The sequence below is a fragment of the Meiothermus sp. genome, from assembly GCF_026004075.1.
Classification (GTDB): domain Bacteria; phylum Deinococcota; class Deinococci; order Deinococcales; family Thermaceae; genus Meiothermus.
In genome coordinates, this window is record NZ_BPIK01000001.1 from 1,892,773 (window position 1) to 1,910,393 (window position 17,621).

Sequence of the window (17,621 nt, forward strand, 5' to 3'; positions counted from 1 at the left end):
AGCGAATACAGCAAGGGGAACAAGCATGGTAAATCAACTGGAAATCCGCAACCTGCATGCCAGAATCGTAGACGGCGAGACCATTCTGAACGGGGTTAATCTGGTGCTGCCCAAGGGCCAGGTACACGCCATCATGGGGCCCAATGGGGCCGGCAAAAGCACCCTGGGCAAGATTATCGCCGGTGACCCCAGCTACGAGATAATCAAGGGTGACATCCTGATGGACGGGGAGAGCATCCTGGAGATGGAAGCAGACGAGCGCGCCCGCAAGGGGCTGTTCCTGGCCTTCCAGTACCCGGTGGAGGTTCCGGGGGTTTCCAACGCCAACTTTTTGCGGCTGGCCTTGCAGGCCAAAAAGGGCGGCGAAGTCAATATGATGGAGTTCTACGGCAAGCTGCAAAAGGCCCTGGAGACCCTCGAGTGGGACGAGAGCATCCTGACCCGCTACCTCAACGACGGCTTCTCCGGGGGCGAGAAGAAGCGCAACGAGATCATGCACATGATGGTGCTGGAACCCACCTACGTCATCATGGACGAGACCGACTCCGGCCTGGACATCGACGCTTTGAAGGTGGTGGCCAAGGGGGTTAACGCCATGCGCGGCCCCAACTTTGGCGCGCTCCTGATTACCCACTACCAGCGCCTGCTCAACTACATCGTGCCGGATATGGTGCACGTGATGATTGATGGCCGCATCGTAACCTCGGGTGGTCCCGAGCTGGCTATGAAGCTCGAGGAGCAGGGCTACGACTGGGTCAAAGAGCTGGCCGTGTCGAACTGACGGGAAGGAGCCAGTATGTCCGATAACATCCTGATCGAAGACATTGGGAATGAATACAAGTACGGCTTTGTGGACGAGGTAAAGCCGGTCTGGAAAGCCGAAAAAGGTCTCAACCGGCGGGTGGTAGAGGCCATCAGCTACCACAAAGACGAGCCGGCCTGGATGCTCGAGTTCCGCCTCAAGGCCCTGGAAATCTACCAGTCCAAGCCCGTTCCCGCCTGGGGCGCCGACCTCTCGGGCCTCAACATGGACGAGATCTACTTCTACGCCAAGCCCACCGAGAAACGCGACGCGCGGAGCTGGGACGAGGTGCCCGAGGAAATTCGCCGCACCTACGAGAAGCTGGGCATTCCCGAGGCCGAGCGCAAGGTGCTGGCCGGGGTGGGCGCACAGTACGACTCGGAGATGGTCTACCACCAGGTTAGGGAAGAACTCCAGCGCCTGGGCGTAATCTTCGTCTCCATCGAGGAGGGGCTCAAGCACCACGAAGACCTCTTCCGGGAGTACTTTGCCACGGTCATTCCACCCGAAGACAACAAGTACGCCGCCCTCAACTCGGCGGTCTGGTCGGGTGGGAGCTTTGTGTATGTGCCCAAGGGGGTCAAGGTAGACCTGCCCTTGCAGGCCTACTTCCGGGTCAACACCGCCGAGCTGGGCCAGTTCGAGCGCACCATCATCGTGGTGGACGAAGGGGCCGAGGTGCACTACATCGAGGGCTGCACCGCCCCCACCTACACCACCGACTCCTTCCACTCGGGTGTGATTGAGATTGTGGTGAACCAGGGGGCCAAGAGCCGCTACACCACCATCCAGAACTGGTCGCACAACATGTACAACCTGGTCACCCAGCGGGCTTTGGTGAAGAAGGACGCCTACCACATGTGGCTGGATGGCAACCTGGGCTCCAAGGTGACCATGAAGTACCCCAGCAGCTACCTGGTGGAGGAAGGGGCCCGCTCGGACATCCTCTCCATCGCCTTTGCCAACACCGGCCAGCACCAGGATGCCGGCGGCAAGCTGATTTTCGCAGCCTCCCACACCGGCGGCTCCATCGTCTCCAAGAGCATCTCCAAAGGCTCGGGGCGCAGCAGCTACCGGGGCCTGATTAAGGTGTACGAGGGGGCCAAGCACGTCAAGGTGAACGTGGAGTGCGACGCGCTCTTGATTAACGAAGAGTCGCGCACCGACACCTACCCCTACATGGAGATCGAGGACGACACCGCCACCGTGGGCCACGAGGCCACCGTGAGCCGCCTCAACGACGAGCAGATTTTCTACCTGCAAAGCCGAGGCCTGCCCGAGGACGAGGCCGCCGCTCTGATTGTGCGCGGGTTCATCGAGCCGGTGGCCAAGGAGCTGCCCCTCGAGTACGCCGTCGAGCTGAACCGGCTGATCGAGCTCGAGATGGAAGGATCGGTGGGCTAGTATGGAACTCACCTCGAGCCTTTCCCGCGACCTCGTTTTAGAGGTCTCCAAAAAACTCAACGAGCCCCAGTGGCTCCAGACCAAGCGGCTGGAGGCCTGGGAGACCTTCGCCAAGCTGCCCTACCCCACCACCCGCACCGAGGAGTGGAAGTACACCGACATCACCGAGGTGCCCTTCGAGGAGCTGCCGCTCGAGCTACCCAAGGGCGGCATAAGCGAGATTCCCCAGGCCGTCCAAGACCGCCTGGCCCAGGCCCAGCTCTCGGGCTACGCGGTGTTCGTGGGGGCCGACCTGGTACACGTGGAGCTACCGGAGGAGTACCGGCAGCAGGGCGTTATCTTCACCAGCCTGCACCAGGCCATCGCCCAGCACCCCGAGCTGGTAGAGGCCAACCTCTTCAAGGCCGTCAACTGGCACGACCTGGTGGGCACCCAGAAGAACCGCCCCGAGAACTCCAAAATTCCCGCCCTCAACGCGGCCCTCTTCACCCATGGGGTGTTTTTGTACATCCCCAAGAACGTGGAGTTCAGCAAGCCCATCGGTGTGTTCAAGTACCTGGAAGGCGGTAGGCTTTCCGGCTCACGCACCCTGATTGTGGGCGATGTGAACAGCCAGGCCGTCTACATCGAGGAGTACATCTCGCCGGCCAGGGTAGCCCCTTCGGTGAACACCTCCTCCACCGAGATTATCGTAGGCAACGGGGCCAAGGTGCGCCACGCCCACATCCAGCTTCTGGGCCAGGGCTTCTACCACTTCCACCGCCAGCGGGCCCACCTCCAGCGCGACGCCGCCCTCAACGACCTGGTGGTGAACATGGGGGCCTCCATCAGCCGGGCCGAGGTACAGTCGGAGATGCTGGGGCCGGGTTCGTCCTCGGAGATGCTGGGCCTGTACTTCACCACCGGCCAGGAGCACGTGGATCACTACACCCTCCAGCACCACGTGGCCGACCACGCCTACTCCGACGTGCTCTACAAAGGCGCGGCCAAAGACCAGAGCCGCACGGTGTACGCGGGCCTGATCAAGGTGGAGCAGGGGGCCCAGAAAACCGACGCCTACCAGACCAACCGCAACCTGCTTCTGTCGGAGGATGCCCGCAGCGACAGCGTGCCGCAGCTCGAGATTGGGGCCAACGACGTGAAGTGCTCCCACGGCTCCTCCACCGCGCCGGTGGCCCCCGAGGAGCTGTTCTACCTGATGAGCCGGGGCCTGCCGCGCCACATGGCCCAGCAGATTCTGGTCAAGGGCCACATGACCGATGTGCTCACCCGCATCCCCATCGAGCCCTTGCGGCAGTACATCGAGAGCATCATCGAGGAGAAGGTGCGGGTCTGAGTGCGCTTCCCGTGGGAGCCCCAGGGTGGGGAAAACCCGTGATAGAAGCTGTCTTTAGACCTCAATAAGCTTATGTGGATTCCCGTTGCCAAGCTCGAGGAGTTCCAGAATGGCCGCCTGGTGGTGCGGGTGGAGGGCGAGAAAACCCCGGTGCTGCTCATCCACGCCGGCGAGGAAATTTTCGCCATCTCGGACATCTGCACCCACGACAAAAACCCGCTCTCCGATGGCCCGGTAGAAGGCGAGACCATCCGCTGCACCCGCCACGGGGCTAAGTTCAACCTGCGCACCGGCCAGGCCACCCTGCCCGCACCCCGTCCGGTAAAGGCCTACAAGGCCCGGCTGGAGGACGGGCAGGTCTGGCTCGAGGTGTGATACCAGATTCGAGCAGTTCGTCGCTAATCGGCGACGAGCTGCTCTGCTTTATAGCAGCTTCTCTCCTTTTTGCCGCTGCTCGGGCCAGCGTAGGCCGCTGCGACCTCGAGGTTTCTGAAGCAAAAGCAAGCTCGGAAAAACACTTCTCACGCTGGAAGTCTGTCCTTCTCGCCGAGGCCACTCTAGATTAATGTTAACTGTTTCTTGGCCCTACTGTGCGCAGCAATGGCATTAATTGCGTTGGGCGTAACGAGACGTAACGGTCAAATTTGAACTTGACATGGGAAAGGGATGGCTATCTTTAATTTGGACTTTACGGATGGACTGGCTCGAGCCAGCACCACAAGGTCAGGTTAGGAGTACGTCATGCTCTCAAGCCCGTCTTCGTCACACAGTGAAGGAATCCTGATTCTGGATTCGCGCAATATGCCCGGTACCACACTGCGGTATCAGGGCTCTTTTAGTGTGTGGAACAGGCTTTATAAAGTGGGGCATTTTTATCTCGACTTGTCCCTCAAGGGCGATGAAAGCGGTGCCTTCTTGGTTGGGCAGGTGATTTGCGAGACCCAAAAGCCATCATCCTGGCAGATAACCCTCCATGGCCCCAGCCAGCACTACAGCAGCCCTGTCAGTGAATATGGAAGCTTCCGGATAAAGGTTGCAGAAAAGGGCGAGTACGACCTCGAGCTTGCCCTGGGCCATGAAACCTTCTGGGTACGGGGCTTGGATATATCGTAGCTGCGGAAACACCGCCCTGGATCAGCGTTTTATCTGAGCACTACCCAGTTTAGCCAGCTTTTGGTATTCGTTCTGGTACTTTTTTTTACGTGTGCGTGGGGGCTGGGTCGATTGGCGGACAATAAGGGTAGGCTCAAAGCGCCGGGCTCGAGGGCTGCCCCTGTAGCCCCGGATGCGATCGAGCAACAGGCGGGCGGCCTCGGCCCCCATGGCCTCGATGGGCTGGGCCAGGGTCGAGAGACCCCGGGCTTCGGTCCAGGGGTGCCCATCGAAGCCCAGCAAGCGCACCTCCTCACCGACCTCGAGCCCCTGCCGCTCGGCCTCCTCCAGCACCCCCAAGGCCAATAGGTCGGCCCCGGCAAAGATGTTGTAAGGGGGCTTGGACTGCCGCATAAAGTGCTGCAGGGCCAGCCGCCCGCCCTCGGCCGAGAACCGCGAGATAAACACGTGGTTATCGGGCAGTTTCCGCCCGGCCTGCTCGAGCCCTTCTCGGAACCCCGCAACCCGCTCCTGCCCCACGGTATTGCGCATCAACTCGTCGAGCTCTTCTTGCATCTGGATGGCAAACATCTCACCGGGAAACTGGGCCAGGTGCTGGGCTGCCATCTGCCCGCCCAGACGGTTGTCCACGTAGGCTGAGTCGTAGCGAGGACTGTAGGCATCCACCAGCACCACGGGCCGCTCGGTAGGAAATTTCTGGTCGGGCAACAGGTGGGCCAGGCCCTGCGAGGCCACCAACAGTCCGTCGGTCTGGTAGGCCAGCGAGCGGCTTTCCAAATAGCGCTGTAACCGTTGCGGCGAGAAGATAGGGAACAGCGCAATTTCGTAGCGCTCTTCACTCAACACCTGCTCGATGCCCTCGAGCAGTCGGTTGTAAAACTCGGTGGAGATTACCGGGAGGATGAGCGAGATGGTGTAGCTGCGCCCCCCCGCCACCCGCCGGGCATGGGGGTTGGGGCTGTACCCCAGGCTGGACATTGCGGCCAGCACGCGTTCGCGGGTCTCCGGTCGTACCGAGGGGTGGTTGTTGAGCACCCGGCTTACCGTTCCGATTCCAACCTTGGCTAGGTGAGCAACTTCGTGGATGGTAGGTTTGCGTTTGGCCACGTGGGTTTCCTCTTTTGCGTGGAAGCGTTTTCGTTTCGTAAGCCAAACATAGTCTATCACACAATCTGTACCATTAAGCAGGCTCCCACACCCATAGTACTGCCCAAAAGCAAGGGAAGGCTTAGGGTTACGCCCTGTCAGCAAAAAAGCCTGTCGCGATAGCATGGGGGTAGATTATGGACTTTCTATGGGTGGTGGTGGCCTATCTGGTAGGTTCACTAACTTTTGGACAGATTGCAGGGGTGATCAAAGGGTTCAACCTGGCCGACCGGGATACACCCGGTGCTAGCGGCACTTTTCGCCAACTGGGAGCCCGGTGGGGGGTTGCGGTGGCGCTGGCCGATGTGCTCAAAGGGGTTTTGGTGGCCTACCTGAGCCAGTTTGGTCAGGGGCCCTGGAGCGTGGTTTTGATGGGTGTGGCCGTGGTGGCGGGCCATAACTGGCCGATCTTTTTTGGTTTTCGCGGAGGGGGTGGAATTGCCCCAACCCTGGGTTTTTTTGGCTTTCTGTACCCCACCATCACCTTTATTGCGGCAGCGATCGGCCTGGGGGTCGCAGGCCTCTACTGGCAACTCTATTGGAAACGTCACCGACAAAGCTGGTATCCCTTCCCGGTAGGCGCATTGGTTGGCTATATTTATGCACTCATCGCCTTTTGGCCCACCGGCATAGGGTTCTGGGCCTTTCTGGGGGTGAGTGGGGTGGTGGCGCTGCGGGGTTTGCGCATGGTCAGAAATGGACGATGAGCAGCCCAAAAGGTTTGTTGTGATCGAGCAGGCCAGGACACTTCCCTTGCTAAACTGAGGTTTGTGCGGATTGTATACGCCGAGAACCTCGAGTACACCCTGGGGGCCCGCGACCTGCTGGCGGGGGTAAACCTGGAATTGCGCCACGGCGACCGGCTGGCCCTGGTAGGGGCCAACGGCTCGGGCAAGACCACCCTCATGCGCCTGCTGGCGGGGGCGCTGGAGCCCACCGCAGGCCGGATTCACCGGAGTGAGGGGGTGCATCTGGAGCTTTTGGCCCAAGACCCCCAGTACGGCCCCGCAGACACCGTGGAATCGGTGCTCAAGCGGGGGTTTGCTCGGGTACAGGCCATGGAGGCCGGGCTGGCCCAATTGGAAACCCATCTGGCCGACCCTGGCATCTACCACCGCTGGGAGGCGCTGCACGAGCGTTATCAGGCCATTGGCGGCTATCAGCAACGGGCCCGCTACGAGGCGGTGCTCAAGGGTTTGCGCTTCGAGGGGCGTGAGCAGGAGAAGGCCAGCGTACTCTCGGGGGGCGAGGCCCGTCGCCTGGCCCTGGGGGCCTTGCTGCTCTCAGGGGCGGATGCGCTATTGCTGGACGAGCCGACCAACCACCTCGACCTCGAGATGACGGCCTGGCTGGTGGGTTTCTTGCAATCCTACGGCGGCGCCATTCTGACCGTCTCGCACGACCGGCGCTTCCTCGACCAGGTAACCCAGCGGGTGGCCTGGCTGCGCCGCGGGCAGATCCGGCTCTACGAGGGCAACTACTCGGCCTTTCGCCGCGAGCGGGCGCTTCAGGAAGAGCAGGAAGCCCGCGAATACGCCAACTGGCTCAAGGAGAAGGAGCGGCGCGAGGGCATTCTGGAGCAGGCCCAGCGCTGGGCCCACAGCAGCGCCAAGCACGCCCGGCGCCTGCACAGCCTGGAAGCCCGTATGGCCCAGTTCATGGAGGAAGCGGTGCAGGCGCCCGAGGCCGACGACCCCAGCCTGCGGATTCACTTCCCCCTGGAGAAGGAAGCCACCGCCGAGCGGGTGCTCGAGGGCTGGGAGTTACACAAAACCCTGGGGGGCCGCCCGCTGTTTCAGATACCCCACCTGCTGGTGCGCAAGGGCGAGCGCATCGCCCTAATTGGCCCCAACGGGGCCGGCAAGACCACCCTGCTCAGGGTGCTGCTGGGCCTGCTGCCCTCCGACCATCCGGCGGGGCGGGTCAAAACCGGGCCGGGGGTGCGGGTGGGCTACTACGACCAGAAGCTCTCCGGCTTCGACCCCGAGCTCACCCTGTTCGAGACCCTTTACCGGATGCTGGGCGAGAAGGCCCATGCCGCGCTGGGGGCCTGGATGTTTCCCTACGAGGCCCAGTTCAAGCAGGTCAGGCACCTTTCGGGCGGGGAGCGGGCCCGGCTGGCCCTGCTCGCGCTTTCGTTGCAGCAGGCCAGCCTGCTGGTCTTGGACGAGCCCACCAACCACCTCGACCTCGAGACCGTGGAGGCCCTCGAGCAGGCCCTGCTGGACTACCCCGGTACGCTGCTGCTGGTCTCGCACGACCTGGCCTTCCTCGACCGACTGGCTACCCGCACCTGGCACGTTCATAACGGGCAGTTCGCCGACTACCCGGCCCCGCCCGGCGAGTATCTGGAACGCCGGAATGTGCGCATAGCGCCCGAGAAAAGCCCCGACCCCAAGCCCCAGAACCCCACCGCCAGGCCTGGCAGGGTTAAGGGCCGCTGGCACCTCGAGCGGGAAAAAGAACGGCTGGAGGCCGAGATAGCTGGGCTCGAGGCCCAGCTTCAGGCCGTGCTGGCCCAGGCCAACCAGCCCGGCCTGCACCACCTCGAGTACGCCCGGATTGCCGAGGAACAGCACCGACTCCAAGCCCTGCTCGAGCAGGCCTTCGCCCGCTGGGCCGAGGTCTCGGAGCGACTGGAAGCCCTGTAAGGGCGCCGTCACCCCCCACCTGATTGTCCTAGCACAATCCGGCAACTTGTACCTTTCCCCGGCTGGAGCCCTGTGCATATAATGCCCTCCATCACCAAGGAGGTTGCATGGGGGTGCGGGTCAAGCTGCGGCATGACAAACATATGGCTTTGTACCGCCATATTGCCGAGGAGTTCCGCACCCGCATCGCCAAGGGCGAGCTGCCCCCCGGCACCCGGCTGCCCACGGTGCGGGCCCTGGCCCGCGAGGTAGGCACCACCCGCCTCACCGTGCACAACGCCTACCGCGAGCTACAGTCCGACGGGCTGATCGAGTCGGTGGTGGGGCGGGGCACCTTTGTGAGCCCGCAAGCCCGGCCCTCCACCCCGCTCAGCTTTGGCGAGCGGCTGGAGCCCGACTCGGTGCTCTCCGACCTGCACCGCCTGCAACACGCCCGGGTGTTGCACAACCTGGCCCTGGCCACCGCCGACCCTGCTCTGTTCCCGTATGCGGCGTTCTGGGCCTGCCTGGATAGCCTGAAGCCCCTGGCCCAGGAGGTTTTTGGCTATGGCTCCCTGATGGGCGAGCCCGAACTCCGGGTGGCTATTAGCGAGCTGCTGGAGCAGCGGGGCATCGGGGCCGACCCCAAGGAGGTGCTGGTCACAGTAGGGGGTCTGCAGGGACTGGCCCTGGTCTGCCGGGCCCTGGCCGAACCGGGCGAGGAGGTGCTGCTGGAAGAGCCCACCTACCTGGGCCTGCTGGGCATCCTCAAGCAGTTTCGCCTCAAGCCCCTGCCGGTGCCCCTGAACCCCGAAGGCCCCCGGCTCGAGGTGCTCGAGGCCCTGCTCAAGCGCCACCGCCCGCGCTTTTACTACACCATCCCCAGCTACCACAACCCCACCGGGCTGCGCTTCCAGGAGGGGCGGCTACAGGGTTTGCTCGAGCTGGCCCGCACCTACGGCTTCACCCTGGTCGAAGACGACACCCTGGGCCTCTTGTCCTACGAGAAAACCCCGCCCACCCCGCTCCTGGCCCTGGCCCAGCGGATGGGCCTGGAGGCCCAGGTAGTACACCTGGCCAGCCTCTCCAAGGTGCTGATGCCGGGCCTGCGCATCGGCTACCTGGTCGCCGCGCCGGCTTTGCTCGAACGCTTCCTCCCCCTGCACAACGTTTCCGACATCACCGGCCCCCCACCCCTCCTGCAGCGGGCCACCGCCCGCTTCATCCGCCAGGGCGGCCTGAAACAGCACCTCAAGCAGGTACTGCCTCTGTATCAGAAGCGGCGGGATACCCTCTTGCAGTCCCTGCGCCGCTACATGCCCAAAGGGGTGGAGTGGAGCCGTCCGGAGGGGGGCTTCTCCTGCTGGGTGAGCCTGCCCCGGCTTTTTTCCAACCTGGAGTTGCATCACCAGGCCCTGGCCCAGGGGGTAGCCATTACCCCCGGCGAGGCTTTTTTAGTGCAGACCGACGAGACCATGCACTTCCGGCTGTGCTTTGGGGCCCAGACCGCCGAGGGCCTGGAGGAGGGGGTGAAAGAACTGGCCAAACTGATCCGTGCGCGGGTTGCACAAGAACCGGCTTGAAACGAGCGGATGGGAGGTAGCTCTGTTATGGAAAACAAACCCAAAGCGGTGCGCGGGGCGCACTACGTAGACGTAGACAACACCTATCTAGAGAAGCGGCGCTTGCGCAAGAGCGCGGGCTGGGTGCTTTTGTGGGGTCTGGGGGTCGGCGCGGTTATCTCGGGCGACTTCTTCGGCTGGAACTTCGGGCTGGCCGCCGGGGGTTTTGGCGGGCTGCTGCTGGCCACGCTGGTGGTGGCGGTGATGTACGTGACCATGGTGCTCTCCATCGCCGAGCTTTCCACCGCCCTGCCCCACGCAGGGGGCTTCTACTCCTTCACCCGCAGCGCCTTCGGCCCCAACTGGGCCTACCTGAACGGGGTCACCGACCTGATTGAGTACGTGATTACCCCGGCGGTGATCGTGGTGGGCATTGCTGGCTACATGAACGCGCTGGTTCCCGGTGTGCCGGCCTGGATCTGGTGGGCGGCCTTCTACGCCCTCTTTGTGGGCATCAACATCCGGGGTACGGCCCTTACCCTGCGGGTCTCGCTGATCGTAACCCTGCTGGCGCTGGCGGTACTGGTGGTCTTTTACGTAGCCGCGGGGTTCTCCGGCGCTTTTAGCTGGGATAAGGTCTTCAACATCGCGCCGCAGGAAGGGGGCTCGAGCTTCCTCCCCTTTGGCTGGTACGGGGTCTTTGCGGCGCTGCCGTTTGCCATCTGGTTCTATCTGGCCATCGAGCAGCTTCCCCTGGCCGCCGAGGAGTCCCACGACGTGGTGCGGGACATGCCGCGGGCCCTCATCCTGGGCATTATCACCCTGCTGGTGCTCTCGGTGCTGACCCTCATCCTCAACACCGGGGTGGCCGGGGCCAAGGAGGTGGGCGAGTCGGGCGCGCCGCTGGAACTGGGCTTCAAGGCGGTCTTCGGCGACGCCGCTACCAGCACCTTCCTGACCCTGATTGCCATTACCGGTCTGGTGGCCAGCTTCCACGCCATCATCTACGCCTACGGGCGGCTCATCTTCGCCCTCTCGCGGGCCGGCTACCTGCCGACCGGGCTTTCCATCGTGAGCCGCTACCACACCCCACACTTCGCCCTGATTCTGGGCGCGGTGGTGGGCTTTTTGATGTGCGTGCTGATCAGCACCTTCTCGGACAGCGTAGGCGCGGCCTTGCTCAACATGGCGGTCTTCGGTGCGGTGATCTCCTACGCCATGGTGATGTTTGCCTATATCCGCCTGGCCCGCACCCGCCCCGACCTGCCCCGCCCCTACAAAAGCCCGTTGGGCGTGCCGGGGGCCTGGGTGGGGGCCATTCTGGCCCTGGTCTGCCTGGCCGCCACCTTCGCGGTGGAAAGCTACCGGCCGGGGGTGGTGGGCACGGCGGTGTTTGTGGTGCTGATGATGGCCTACTACTGGTTCTATAGCCGCTTCCGCCTGGTGGCCCAGGCCCCCGAGGAGGAAGCCGCCCTGATTGCCGAGGCCCAGCGGGAGATTCGCTAAGCCCCGGCCCAATGCCGGGTCTGTTGTATGACCCAAAAGGTGTGTGAAGAGACCCTCGAGGGCAGCAAATGTGCGCCGCCCAGGCGCAGAGGTGGTAATAGATGACGGAAAACGCCGCAAGAAATCTCAGTTGGCTGGCCCATAAGGTCGGCATCGGCGAGATTGACACAGTTTTGGTGGGCTTCCCCGACCACTACGGGCGGCTGATGGGCAAGCGCTTCGAGGCCGAGTACTTTCTGGAAGAGGTGGCAGAGCACGGCACCCACGGCTGCGACTACCTGCTCACCACCGACATGGAGATGGAGCCGGTGCAGGGCTACCGCTTTGCCAACTGGGAGCTGGGCTACGGCGACTTTCACTTAGTGCCCGACCTTGCCACCCTGCGGCCTGCGACCTGGCTCGAGAAGAGCGCCATCGTGCTCTGTGACCTCGAGGACGAGCGCACCCACCGCCTGATTGGGGTGGCCCCCCGCACCCTTCTAAAGCAGCAGCTCGAGCGGGCCAGGGCCATGGGCTACACCGTGATGGCAGCCTCGGAGCTGGAGTACTACCTTTACCAAGTCTCCTACCGCCAGGCCCACCAGCAGGGGTACGGCGGGCTCGAGCCCGCCGGGTACTACCTCGAGGACTACCACCTGCTCCAGGGCACCCGCGAGGAACCCTTTACCCGCGCGGTGCGCCAGCACCTGAAGGCTTCCGGCATCCCGGTGGAGAACTCCAAAGGGGAGTGGGGCCTGGGCCAGCACGAGGTAAACCTGCGCTACGCCGAGGCCCTGGAGATGGCCGACCGGCACGTCCTCTTCAAGCAATGCCTGAAAGAGGTGGCCGAGTCTATGAGCCTTTCCGTGACCTTTATGGCCAAGCCCCACCACGGCCAGGCCGGTTCTTCCTGCCACATCCACCTCTCGCTCTGGAAGGACGGCCAGAACGCCTTCGCCGGCGAGGAGGCCTTTGGGCCGGTGCAGGGCTCGAGGATCTTCGGGCAGTTTCTGGCTGGCTGGATTGCCCACATCCCCGACTTCATGCCCTTCTACGCCCCCACCGTCAACAGCTACAAACGCTACGAGGACGGCTCTTGGGCTCCCACCCGGCTGGCCTGGAGCTACGACAACCGCACCGCCGGGTTCCGCGTGGTGGGGCGGGGGGCCTCGCTGCGCATCGAGTGCCGAATTGGAGGGGCCGACCTGAACCCCTACCTGGCCCTGGCCGCCGCGCTGGCCTCGGGGCTCGATGGGCTGGAGCAGGGCCTCACCCCGCCCCCCATCTTCCAGGGCGACATCTACCAGGCCCGCCACCTGCCGCGCGTACCCTACACCCTGGGCGAGGCCGCCGAGGGGTTTGCCCAGAGTACCTTTGCCAAAGCTGCCCTGGGCGAAGCGGCCCACGAACACTACACCCACTTCTTCAAGAGCGAGTGGCAGGCCTTCAACCGGGCCGTCACCGACTGGGAGCGCAAGCGGTATTATGAGCGGATTTGAGGGAGGTCTTGCATGCAACTAGCCGACAAAGTAGCCCTGATTACCGGAGCCGCCAGCGGGATTGGCCGCGAGGCCGCGCTGCTTTTTGCCCGCGAGGGGGCCAGGGTGGTGGCGGTGGATCTCTCGGAAAAAGGCCTCGAGACCGTGGAGGCCATTCGAAGCGCGGGGGGCCAGGCCCACTTCGTGCAGGCCGACGTCTCGAAGGCCGAGGATGCCCAGCGGATGGTGTCTGAGGCCGAACGGGTCTTTGGGCGGCTGGAGATCCTCTTTAATAACGCGGGCATCTCCCACGCCGAGGACGACGACGCCATCCACACCAGCGAGGCGGTCTGGGATCTGACCTTCGCGGTCAACGTCAAGGGGGTCTTCCTGGGCTGCAAGTACGGCATCCCGGCTTTGCAGCGGGCCGGGGGCGGCAGCATCATCAACACCGCTTCCTTTGTGGCCTTTATGGGAGCCGCCACCCCCCAACTGGCCTACACCGCCAGCAAAGGGGCGGTGCTCTCCATGACCCGCGAGCTGGCGGTCATCCACGCCCGGCAGGGCATCCGGGTGAATGCGCTCTGCCCGGGCCCCTTGCAGACCGAGCTCTTGATGAAGTACCTGGACACCCCCGAGAAGCGCCAGCGCCGGCTGGTGCACATCCCCATGGGCCGCTTCGGCCAGGCCGCCGAGATTGCCCAGGCCGCTTTGTACCTGGCGAGCCCGGCCTCTTCGTTCATGACCGGGGCGGCTTTGCTGGTGGATGGGGGCATTACCGCCGCCTACGTCACCCCGGAGTGAGGCCATGCAGATTCAAAAAACCATCAGCCCCGTAGACGGGCGCGTGTACGTCGAGCGAACCCTGGCCGGGCCAGCGGAGCTCGAGCACGCCCTGGCCCTGGCCGCCCGGGCCCAGAAAGCCTGGGCCCAGACCCCGCTGGACGGGCGGCTGGCCGTGGTGAACCGCATGGTGGAGGTCATGCTGGGGGCCACAGAGGCAATAGCCGAGGAACTGACCTGGCAGATGGGCCGGCCCATCCGCTACAGCCCCAAGGAGGTTCAGGGGGGCTTTGCCGAGCGGGCCCGCTACATGGCCCGCATCGCCCCGGCCGCCCTGCAGGACATCCCCGCCGAGGCCCTGCCGGGCTTCACCCGCTTCATCCGGCGGGAGCCTTTGGGGGTGGTGCTGGTGCTGGCCCCCTGGAACTACCCCTACCTGACCTCGGTCAACACCATCGTACCGGCCATCCTGGCCGGGAATGCGGTGCTGCTCAAGCACTCCGCCCAGACCCCCCTGGTGGCCGAGCGCTACGCCTGGGCCTTTCAGGAGGCCGGGCTGCCGGAGGGGGTCTTCCAGTACCTGCACATGGACCACGACCTCACCGCCCAGGCCATCGCCGACCCGCGGGTGGCCTTCGTGGCCTTTACCGGCTCGGTGGCGGGGGGGCGGGCGGTGGAGCGGGCCGCCGCGGGGCATTTCAAGGGGGTGGCCCTCGAGCTTGGCGGCAAAGACCCGGCCTATGTGCGGCCCGACGCCGACCTCGAGTACAGCGCGGTCAACCTGGTGGATGGGGCCATGTTCAACTCGGGCCAGTCGTGCTGCGGGGTGGAGCGCATCTACGTACACGAGTCCATCTACCAGCCTTTCGTGGAGGCCTTCGTGGCCGAGGCCCTGCGGCTTCGGCTGGGCAACCCCCTCGAGCCCGAGACCACCCTGGGCCCCATGGTGCGCACCGAGGCCGCCGAGTTCGTGCGGGCCCAGATTGCCGAGGCCATCGCCCAGGGAGCCCAGGCCCTCATCAACCCCAAGGACTTCCCCGCCGACGCCCCCGGCACGCCCTACCTGGCCCCCCAGGTGCTGGTGAACGTGAACCACCGGATGCGGGTGATGGTGGAGGAGAGCTTTGGCCCGGTGGTGGGCATTATGCCGGTCAAAAGCGACGAAGAGGCCCTATTGCTGATGAACGACTCCCCCTACGGCCTCACCGCCTCCATCTGGAGCCAGGACGAGGACGCGGCCCTGCGGCTCGGGGCGGGCCTCGAGACCGGCACGGTCTTCCTCAACCGCTGCGACTACCTCGATCCGGCGCTGGCCTGGACCGGGGTCAAGGAGTCCGGGCGGGGCTGCTCGCTCTCGGTGCTGGGCTACGAGCAGCTCACCCGGCCCAAGTCGTATCATCTGCGTAAACCATGAAACTCGCCGTACTGGTCTGCGACGAACCCCCGCCGGGCTTGAGCGGGATTGCCGGCGATTACCCCGCCATGTTCGAGCGGCTGCTGGGCCAGGCCCTCACCCCCTTCGACGTGCGGGCGGGGCAGTACCCGGCCCAGGTGGAGGATTTTCAGGGCTATCTGATTACGGGCTCGCGGGCCTCGGTCTACGACCCCCTGCCCTGGATTCCCCCGCTGGAAGATTTTGTGCGGGCCGTGGCCGCCTCGCCCAGCAAGCTGGTGGGGATCTGCTTCGGCCATCAGATGATTGGGCAGGCCCTGGGCGGACGGGTGGAGCGCTGGCCCCTGGGCTGGGGGGTGGGAATCCACCGTTTTTCGGTCTACCGGCGGGCCCCCTGGATGGAGCCATTCCTGGAGGAGTTTCGGCTCATCCTCTCCTGCCAGGATCAGATTACCCAGCTGCCGCCAGGGGCAGTGGTGCTGGGCGGGAGCGCGTTTAGCCCCCATGCCCTGATTCAGATAGGCCTCAACGTGCTGGGTATACAGCCCCACCCGGAGTTCCCCAAAGCCTTCGCCGAGGCCCTCCTGGAGCAGCGACGCCTCTGGGTTGGGCCGGAACGCTACGCCGAGGCCAAGGCCAGCTTTGCTCTGGAGCCCAGCGCCAAGGAGGTGGCCGGCTGGATTCGGAATTTTCTCGCTACCGGGCCTTCTTAAGGCAGTATCCCCCCTTCGATCAGCTCACCGAGGCCGACTGGGTAGGGCTCGAGGGGGCCCTTACCCTCCATCGCTTCGCCCCAGGGGCAGTGATCCTCGAGCCCACCGGGAAGGAGGCCGAGGGCCTGTACGTGGTTTACCAGGGCACGGTGCGGCTGGAGCAGGACAGGCAGGCCGTGGCCTGGCTCGAGCCCGGCGAGGCCTTTGGCTACCCCTCCCTGCTGGGCCAGCAACCCCCCAGCCTGACGGTGCGGGCCGAAGGCGAGGCCACCTGCTTGCGTCTGAGCAAAGAGGCCTTCCGTCAACTGCTGCAAAAACCCGGCTTTGCCCTGTTCTTTAGCGCCCGGCTGGCCGAGCGGCTGCGGCTGTTGCAGCCGGTGGCCCTCCACCTGCCCGACCTGGGGCAGCCGGCCGGCGAGGCCGCCGAAGCCCCGGTCTGGCTCGAGGCCGGCGCCACCGTCGCCCAGGCCGCCCGGCTCATGCGCGAGCGGGGGGTGAGCGCGTTGCTCCTCCAGCAGCCCCAGGGGCTCTCTATCCTTACCGACCGCGACCTGCGCAACCGGGTGCTGGCCGAGGAACTCGCCTACAGCACCCCCGCCGCCCGCGTAGCCAGCGCCCCGGCCAAAACCCTGCCCGCCAGCACCCCGCTCTACGAAGCCCTGGCCTATATGGAGCAACAGGGCATCCACCACCTGCCGCTCACCCAGGGCCACCAGGTGGTGGGCCTGCTGACCGACCGGGCCTTCCTGCGGCGCTGGCTTCAGACCCCTTTGGCCCTGCTGCGTCGGCTTTCACAAGCCGACGACCCCCGCGCGCTTTCGGATTACCGCCCGCAGCTCGAGGCCATCGTGCAGCAGATGTTGGTGGCGGGGTTCGCGGTACAGGCCATCACCCGGCAGGTGAGCCTCCTCACCGACGCCCTCACCCGCAGCCTCCTCCGCCGGGCCGAGCAAGCCCTGGGCCCCCCGCCCTGCCCCTACGCCTGGCTGGCCCTGGGCTCCGAGGGACGCGCCGAGCAGGCCCTGCTCACCGACCAGGACAACGCCCTGGCCTACCAGGAGCAAAGCGCCGCTGGCTACTTTCAGGCTCTGGCCCGGCAGGTGCTGGACGGGCTGTTGCAAGCGGGGCTCCCCCCCTGCCCTGGGGGTTTTATGGCCGACCGCTGGGGTTTTCCCCTGGCCGAGTGGGAAGCCCGCTTCGACCGGTGGCTAACCAACCCCGAAGGCGAGAACCTGCTGGAAGCCCAGATCTTCCTCGACTTTCGCAGCATTGCTGGGGGGCTTTCCCTCGAGCCCCTCACAGACCGCCTGCGCCGGGCCTCGCAAAACCGGCCCTTCCTTACCGCGCTGGCCCGCTCGGCCCTGGTCTTCACCCCGCCTCTGGGCTTGCTGGGCCGCCTCCGCTTCGAGGAGGGCACCATCAACCTCAAGAAAGGGGGCCTGGCCGCTATTGTGGCGCTGGCGCGGGTGTATGGCCTCGAGGCCCAGAGCCTGGCCCGCCCCACCCTCGAGCGCCTGCGGGCCGCCGCGCTGGCCAGGGTGATCTCCAAAGAAGAAGCCGAAGACCTGAGCGAAGCCTTTTTGTTCCTGTCCCACCTGCGCCTGCGCCACCAGCTCCAGGCCCTGGCCCAGGGCCAGCCCCCCACCAACCGGGTGGCCCAGGCCGCCCTCACCCCCCGCGAGCTGCAGGTGCTGCGCCAGGTTTTTTTGCGGATACGCCAGGCCCAGCAGACCCTGGCGGCGCGTTTTCGGCTGCAAGTTTTGTAATCTAGTGCTC

The 17,621-nt window shown here is 64.8% G+C and carries 15 protein-coding genes; 14 read left to right on the forward strand and 1 reads right to left on the reverse strand.

Features of this window, described 5'->3' with window-relative positions; genetic code table 11:
* Positions 1-25 precede the first annotated feature (25 nt).
* The 5 genes from sufC to Q0X18_RS09160 all read left to right on the forward strand — a co-directional run bounded on the left by sufC (position 26) and on the right by Q0X18_RS09160 (position 4,655).
* Positions 26-781, forward strand: coding sequence for a Fe-S cluster assembly ATPase SufC (gene sufC / locus Q0X18_RS09140; protein WP_297561318.1), 756 nt, complete (start codon positions 26-28; stop codon positions 779-781).
* A gap of 15 nt (positions 782-796) precedes the next feature.
* Positions 797-2,206 carry a Fe-S cluster assembly protein SufB gene (gene sufB, locus Q0X18_RS09145; protein ID WP_297561320.1) on the forward strand — a complete coding sequence of 470 codons (1,410 nt, stop codon included), beginning with the start codon at positions 797-799 and terminating at the stop codon, positions 2,204-2,206.
* 1 nt (position 2,207) lies between these two features.
* Positions 2,208-3,542 (forward strand): Fe-S cluster assembly protein SufD, encoded by a 1,335-nt coding sequence (gene sufD / locus Q0X18_RS09150; RefSeq protein ID WP_297561325.1) that lies wholly within the window; start codon positions 2,208-2,210, stop codon positions 3,540-3,542.
* Between the two features lie 72 nt (positions 3,543-3,614).
* On the forward strand, positions 3,615-3,917 hold the full coding sequence (locus Q0X18_RS09155; RefSeq protein WP_297561327.1) for a non-heme iron oxygenase ferredoxin subunit: 303 nt from the start codon (positions 3,615-3,617) through the stop codon (positions 3,915-3,917).
* A gap of 366 nt (positions 3,918-4,283) precedes the next feature.
* Positions 4,284-4,655 carry a hypothetical protein gene (locus Q0X18_RS09160; RefSeq protein ID WP_297561331.1) on the forward strand — a complete coding sequence of 124 codons (372 nt, stop codon included), beginning with the start codon at positions 4,284-4,286 and terminating at the stop codon, positions 4,653-4,655.
* A 21-nt stretch (positions 4,656-4,676) separates the two neighbouring features.
* On the opposite strand, the gene Q0X18_RS09165 is transcribed toward Q0X18_RS09160, so the two are convergent.
* On the reverse strand, positions 4,677-5,762 hold the full coding sequence (locus Q0X18_RS09165; protein WP_297561333.1) for a LacI family DNA-binding transcriptional regulator: 1,086 nt from the start codon (positions 5,760-5,762) through the stop codon (positions 4,677-4,679).
* A gap of 176 nt (positions 5,763-5,938) precedes the next feature.
* On the opposite strand from Q0X18_RS09165, the gene Q0X18_RS09170 reads away from it, so the two are divergent.
* The 9 genes from Q0X18_RS09170 to Q0X18_RS09210 all read left to right on the forward strand — a co-directional run bounded on the left by Q0X18_RS09170 (position 5,939) and on the right by Q0X18_RS09210 (position 17,611).
* Positions 5,939-6,508 (forward strand): glycerol-3-phosphate acyltransferase, encoded by a 570-nt coding sequence (locus Q0X18_RS09170; RefSeq protein WP_297561336.1) that lies wholly within the window; start codon positions 5,939-5,941, stop codon positions 6,506-6,508.
* 63 nt (positions 6,509-6,571) lie between these two features.
* Positions 6,572-8,452, forward strand: a complete 1,881-nt coding sequence (gene abc-f / locus Q0X18_RS09175) for a ribosomal protection-like ABC-F family protein (protein ID WP_297561340.1) — start codon at positions 6,572-6,574, stop codon at positions 8,450-8,452.
* A gap of 107 nt (positions 8,453-8,559) precedes the next feature.
* Positions 8,560-10,014 carry a PLP-dependent aminotransferase family protein gene (locus Q0X18_RS09180; protein WP_297561344.1) on the forward strand — a complete coding sequence of 485 codons (1,455 nt, stop codon included), beginning with the start codon at positions 8,560-8,562 and terminating at the stop codon, positions 10,012-10,014.
* Positions 10,015-10,041: 27 nt separating this feature from the next.
* A complete protein-coding gene (gene eat, locus Q0X18_RS09185) occupies positions 10,042-11,499 on the forward strand; it encodes an ethanolamine permease (RefSeq protein WP_297561347.1) in 1,458 nt (485 codons plus the stop codon).
* 101 nt (positions 11,500-11,600) lie between these two features.
* On the forward strand, positions 11,601-12,977 hold the full coding sequence (locus Q0X18_RS09190; protein WP_297561350.1) for a glutamine synthetase family protein: 1,377 nt from the start codon (positions 11,601-11,603) through the stop codon (positions 12,975-12,977).
* 12 nt (positions 12,978-12,989) lie between these two features.
* Complete coding sequence (locus Q0X18_RS09195; RefSeq protein ID WP_013013057.1) at positions 12,990-13,760, forward strand: glucose 1-dehydrogenase; 771 nt, start codon at positions 12,990-12,992, stop codon at positions 13,758-13,760.
* Positions 13,761-13,764: 4 nt separating this feature from the next.
* Positions 13,765-15,153, forward strand: coding sequence for an aldehyde dehydrogenase family protein (locus tag Q0X18_RS09200; protein ID WP_297561356.1), 1,389 nt, complete (start codon positions 13,765-13,767; stop codon positions 15,151-15,153).
* A complete protein-coding gene (locus Q0X18_RS09205) occupies positions 15,150-15,845 on the forward strand; it encodes a gamma-glutamyl-gamma-aminobutyrate hydrolase (RefSeq protein WP_297561359.1) in 696 nt (231 codons plus the stop codon). The genes Q0X18_RS09200 and Q0X18_RS09205 overlap by 4 nt, the downstream gene beginning before the upstream one ends.
* On the forward strand, positions 15,809-17,611 hold the full coding sequence (locus tag Q0X18_RS09210; protein WP_297563058.1) for a putative nucleotidyltransferase substrate binding domain-containing protein: 1,803 nt from the start codon (positions 15,809-15,811) through the stop codon (positions 17,609-17,611). Before Q0X18_RS09205 ends, Q0X18_RS09210 begins: the two co-directional genes overlap by 37 nt.
* Positions 17,612-17,621 lie beyond the last annotated feature (10 nt).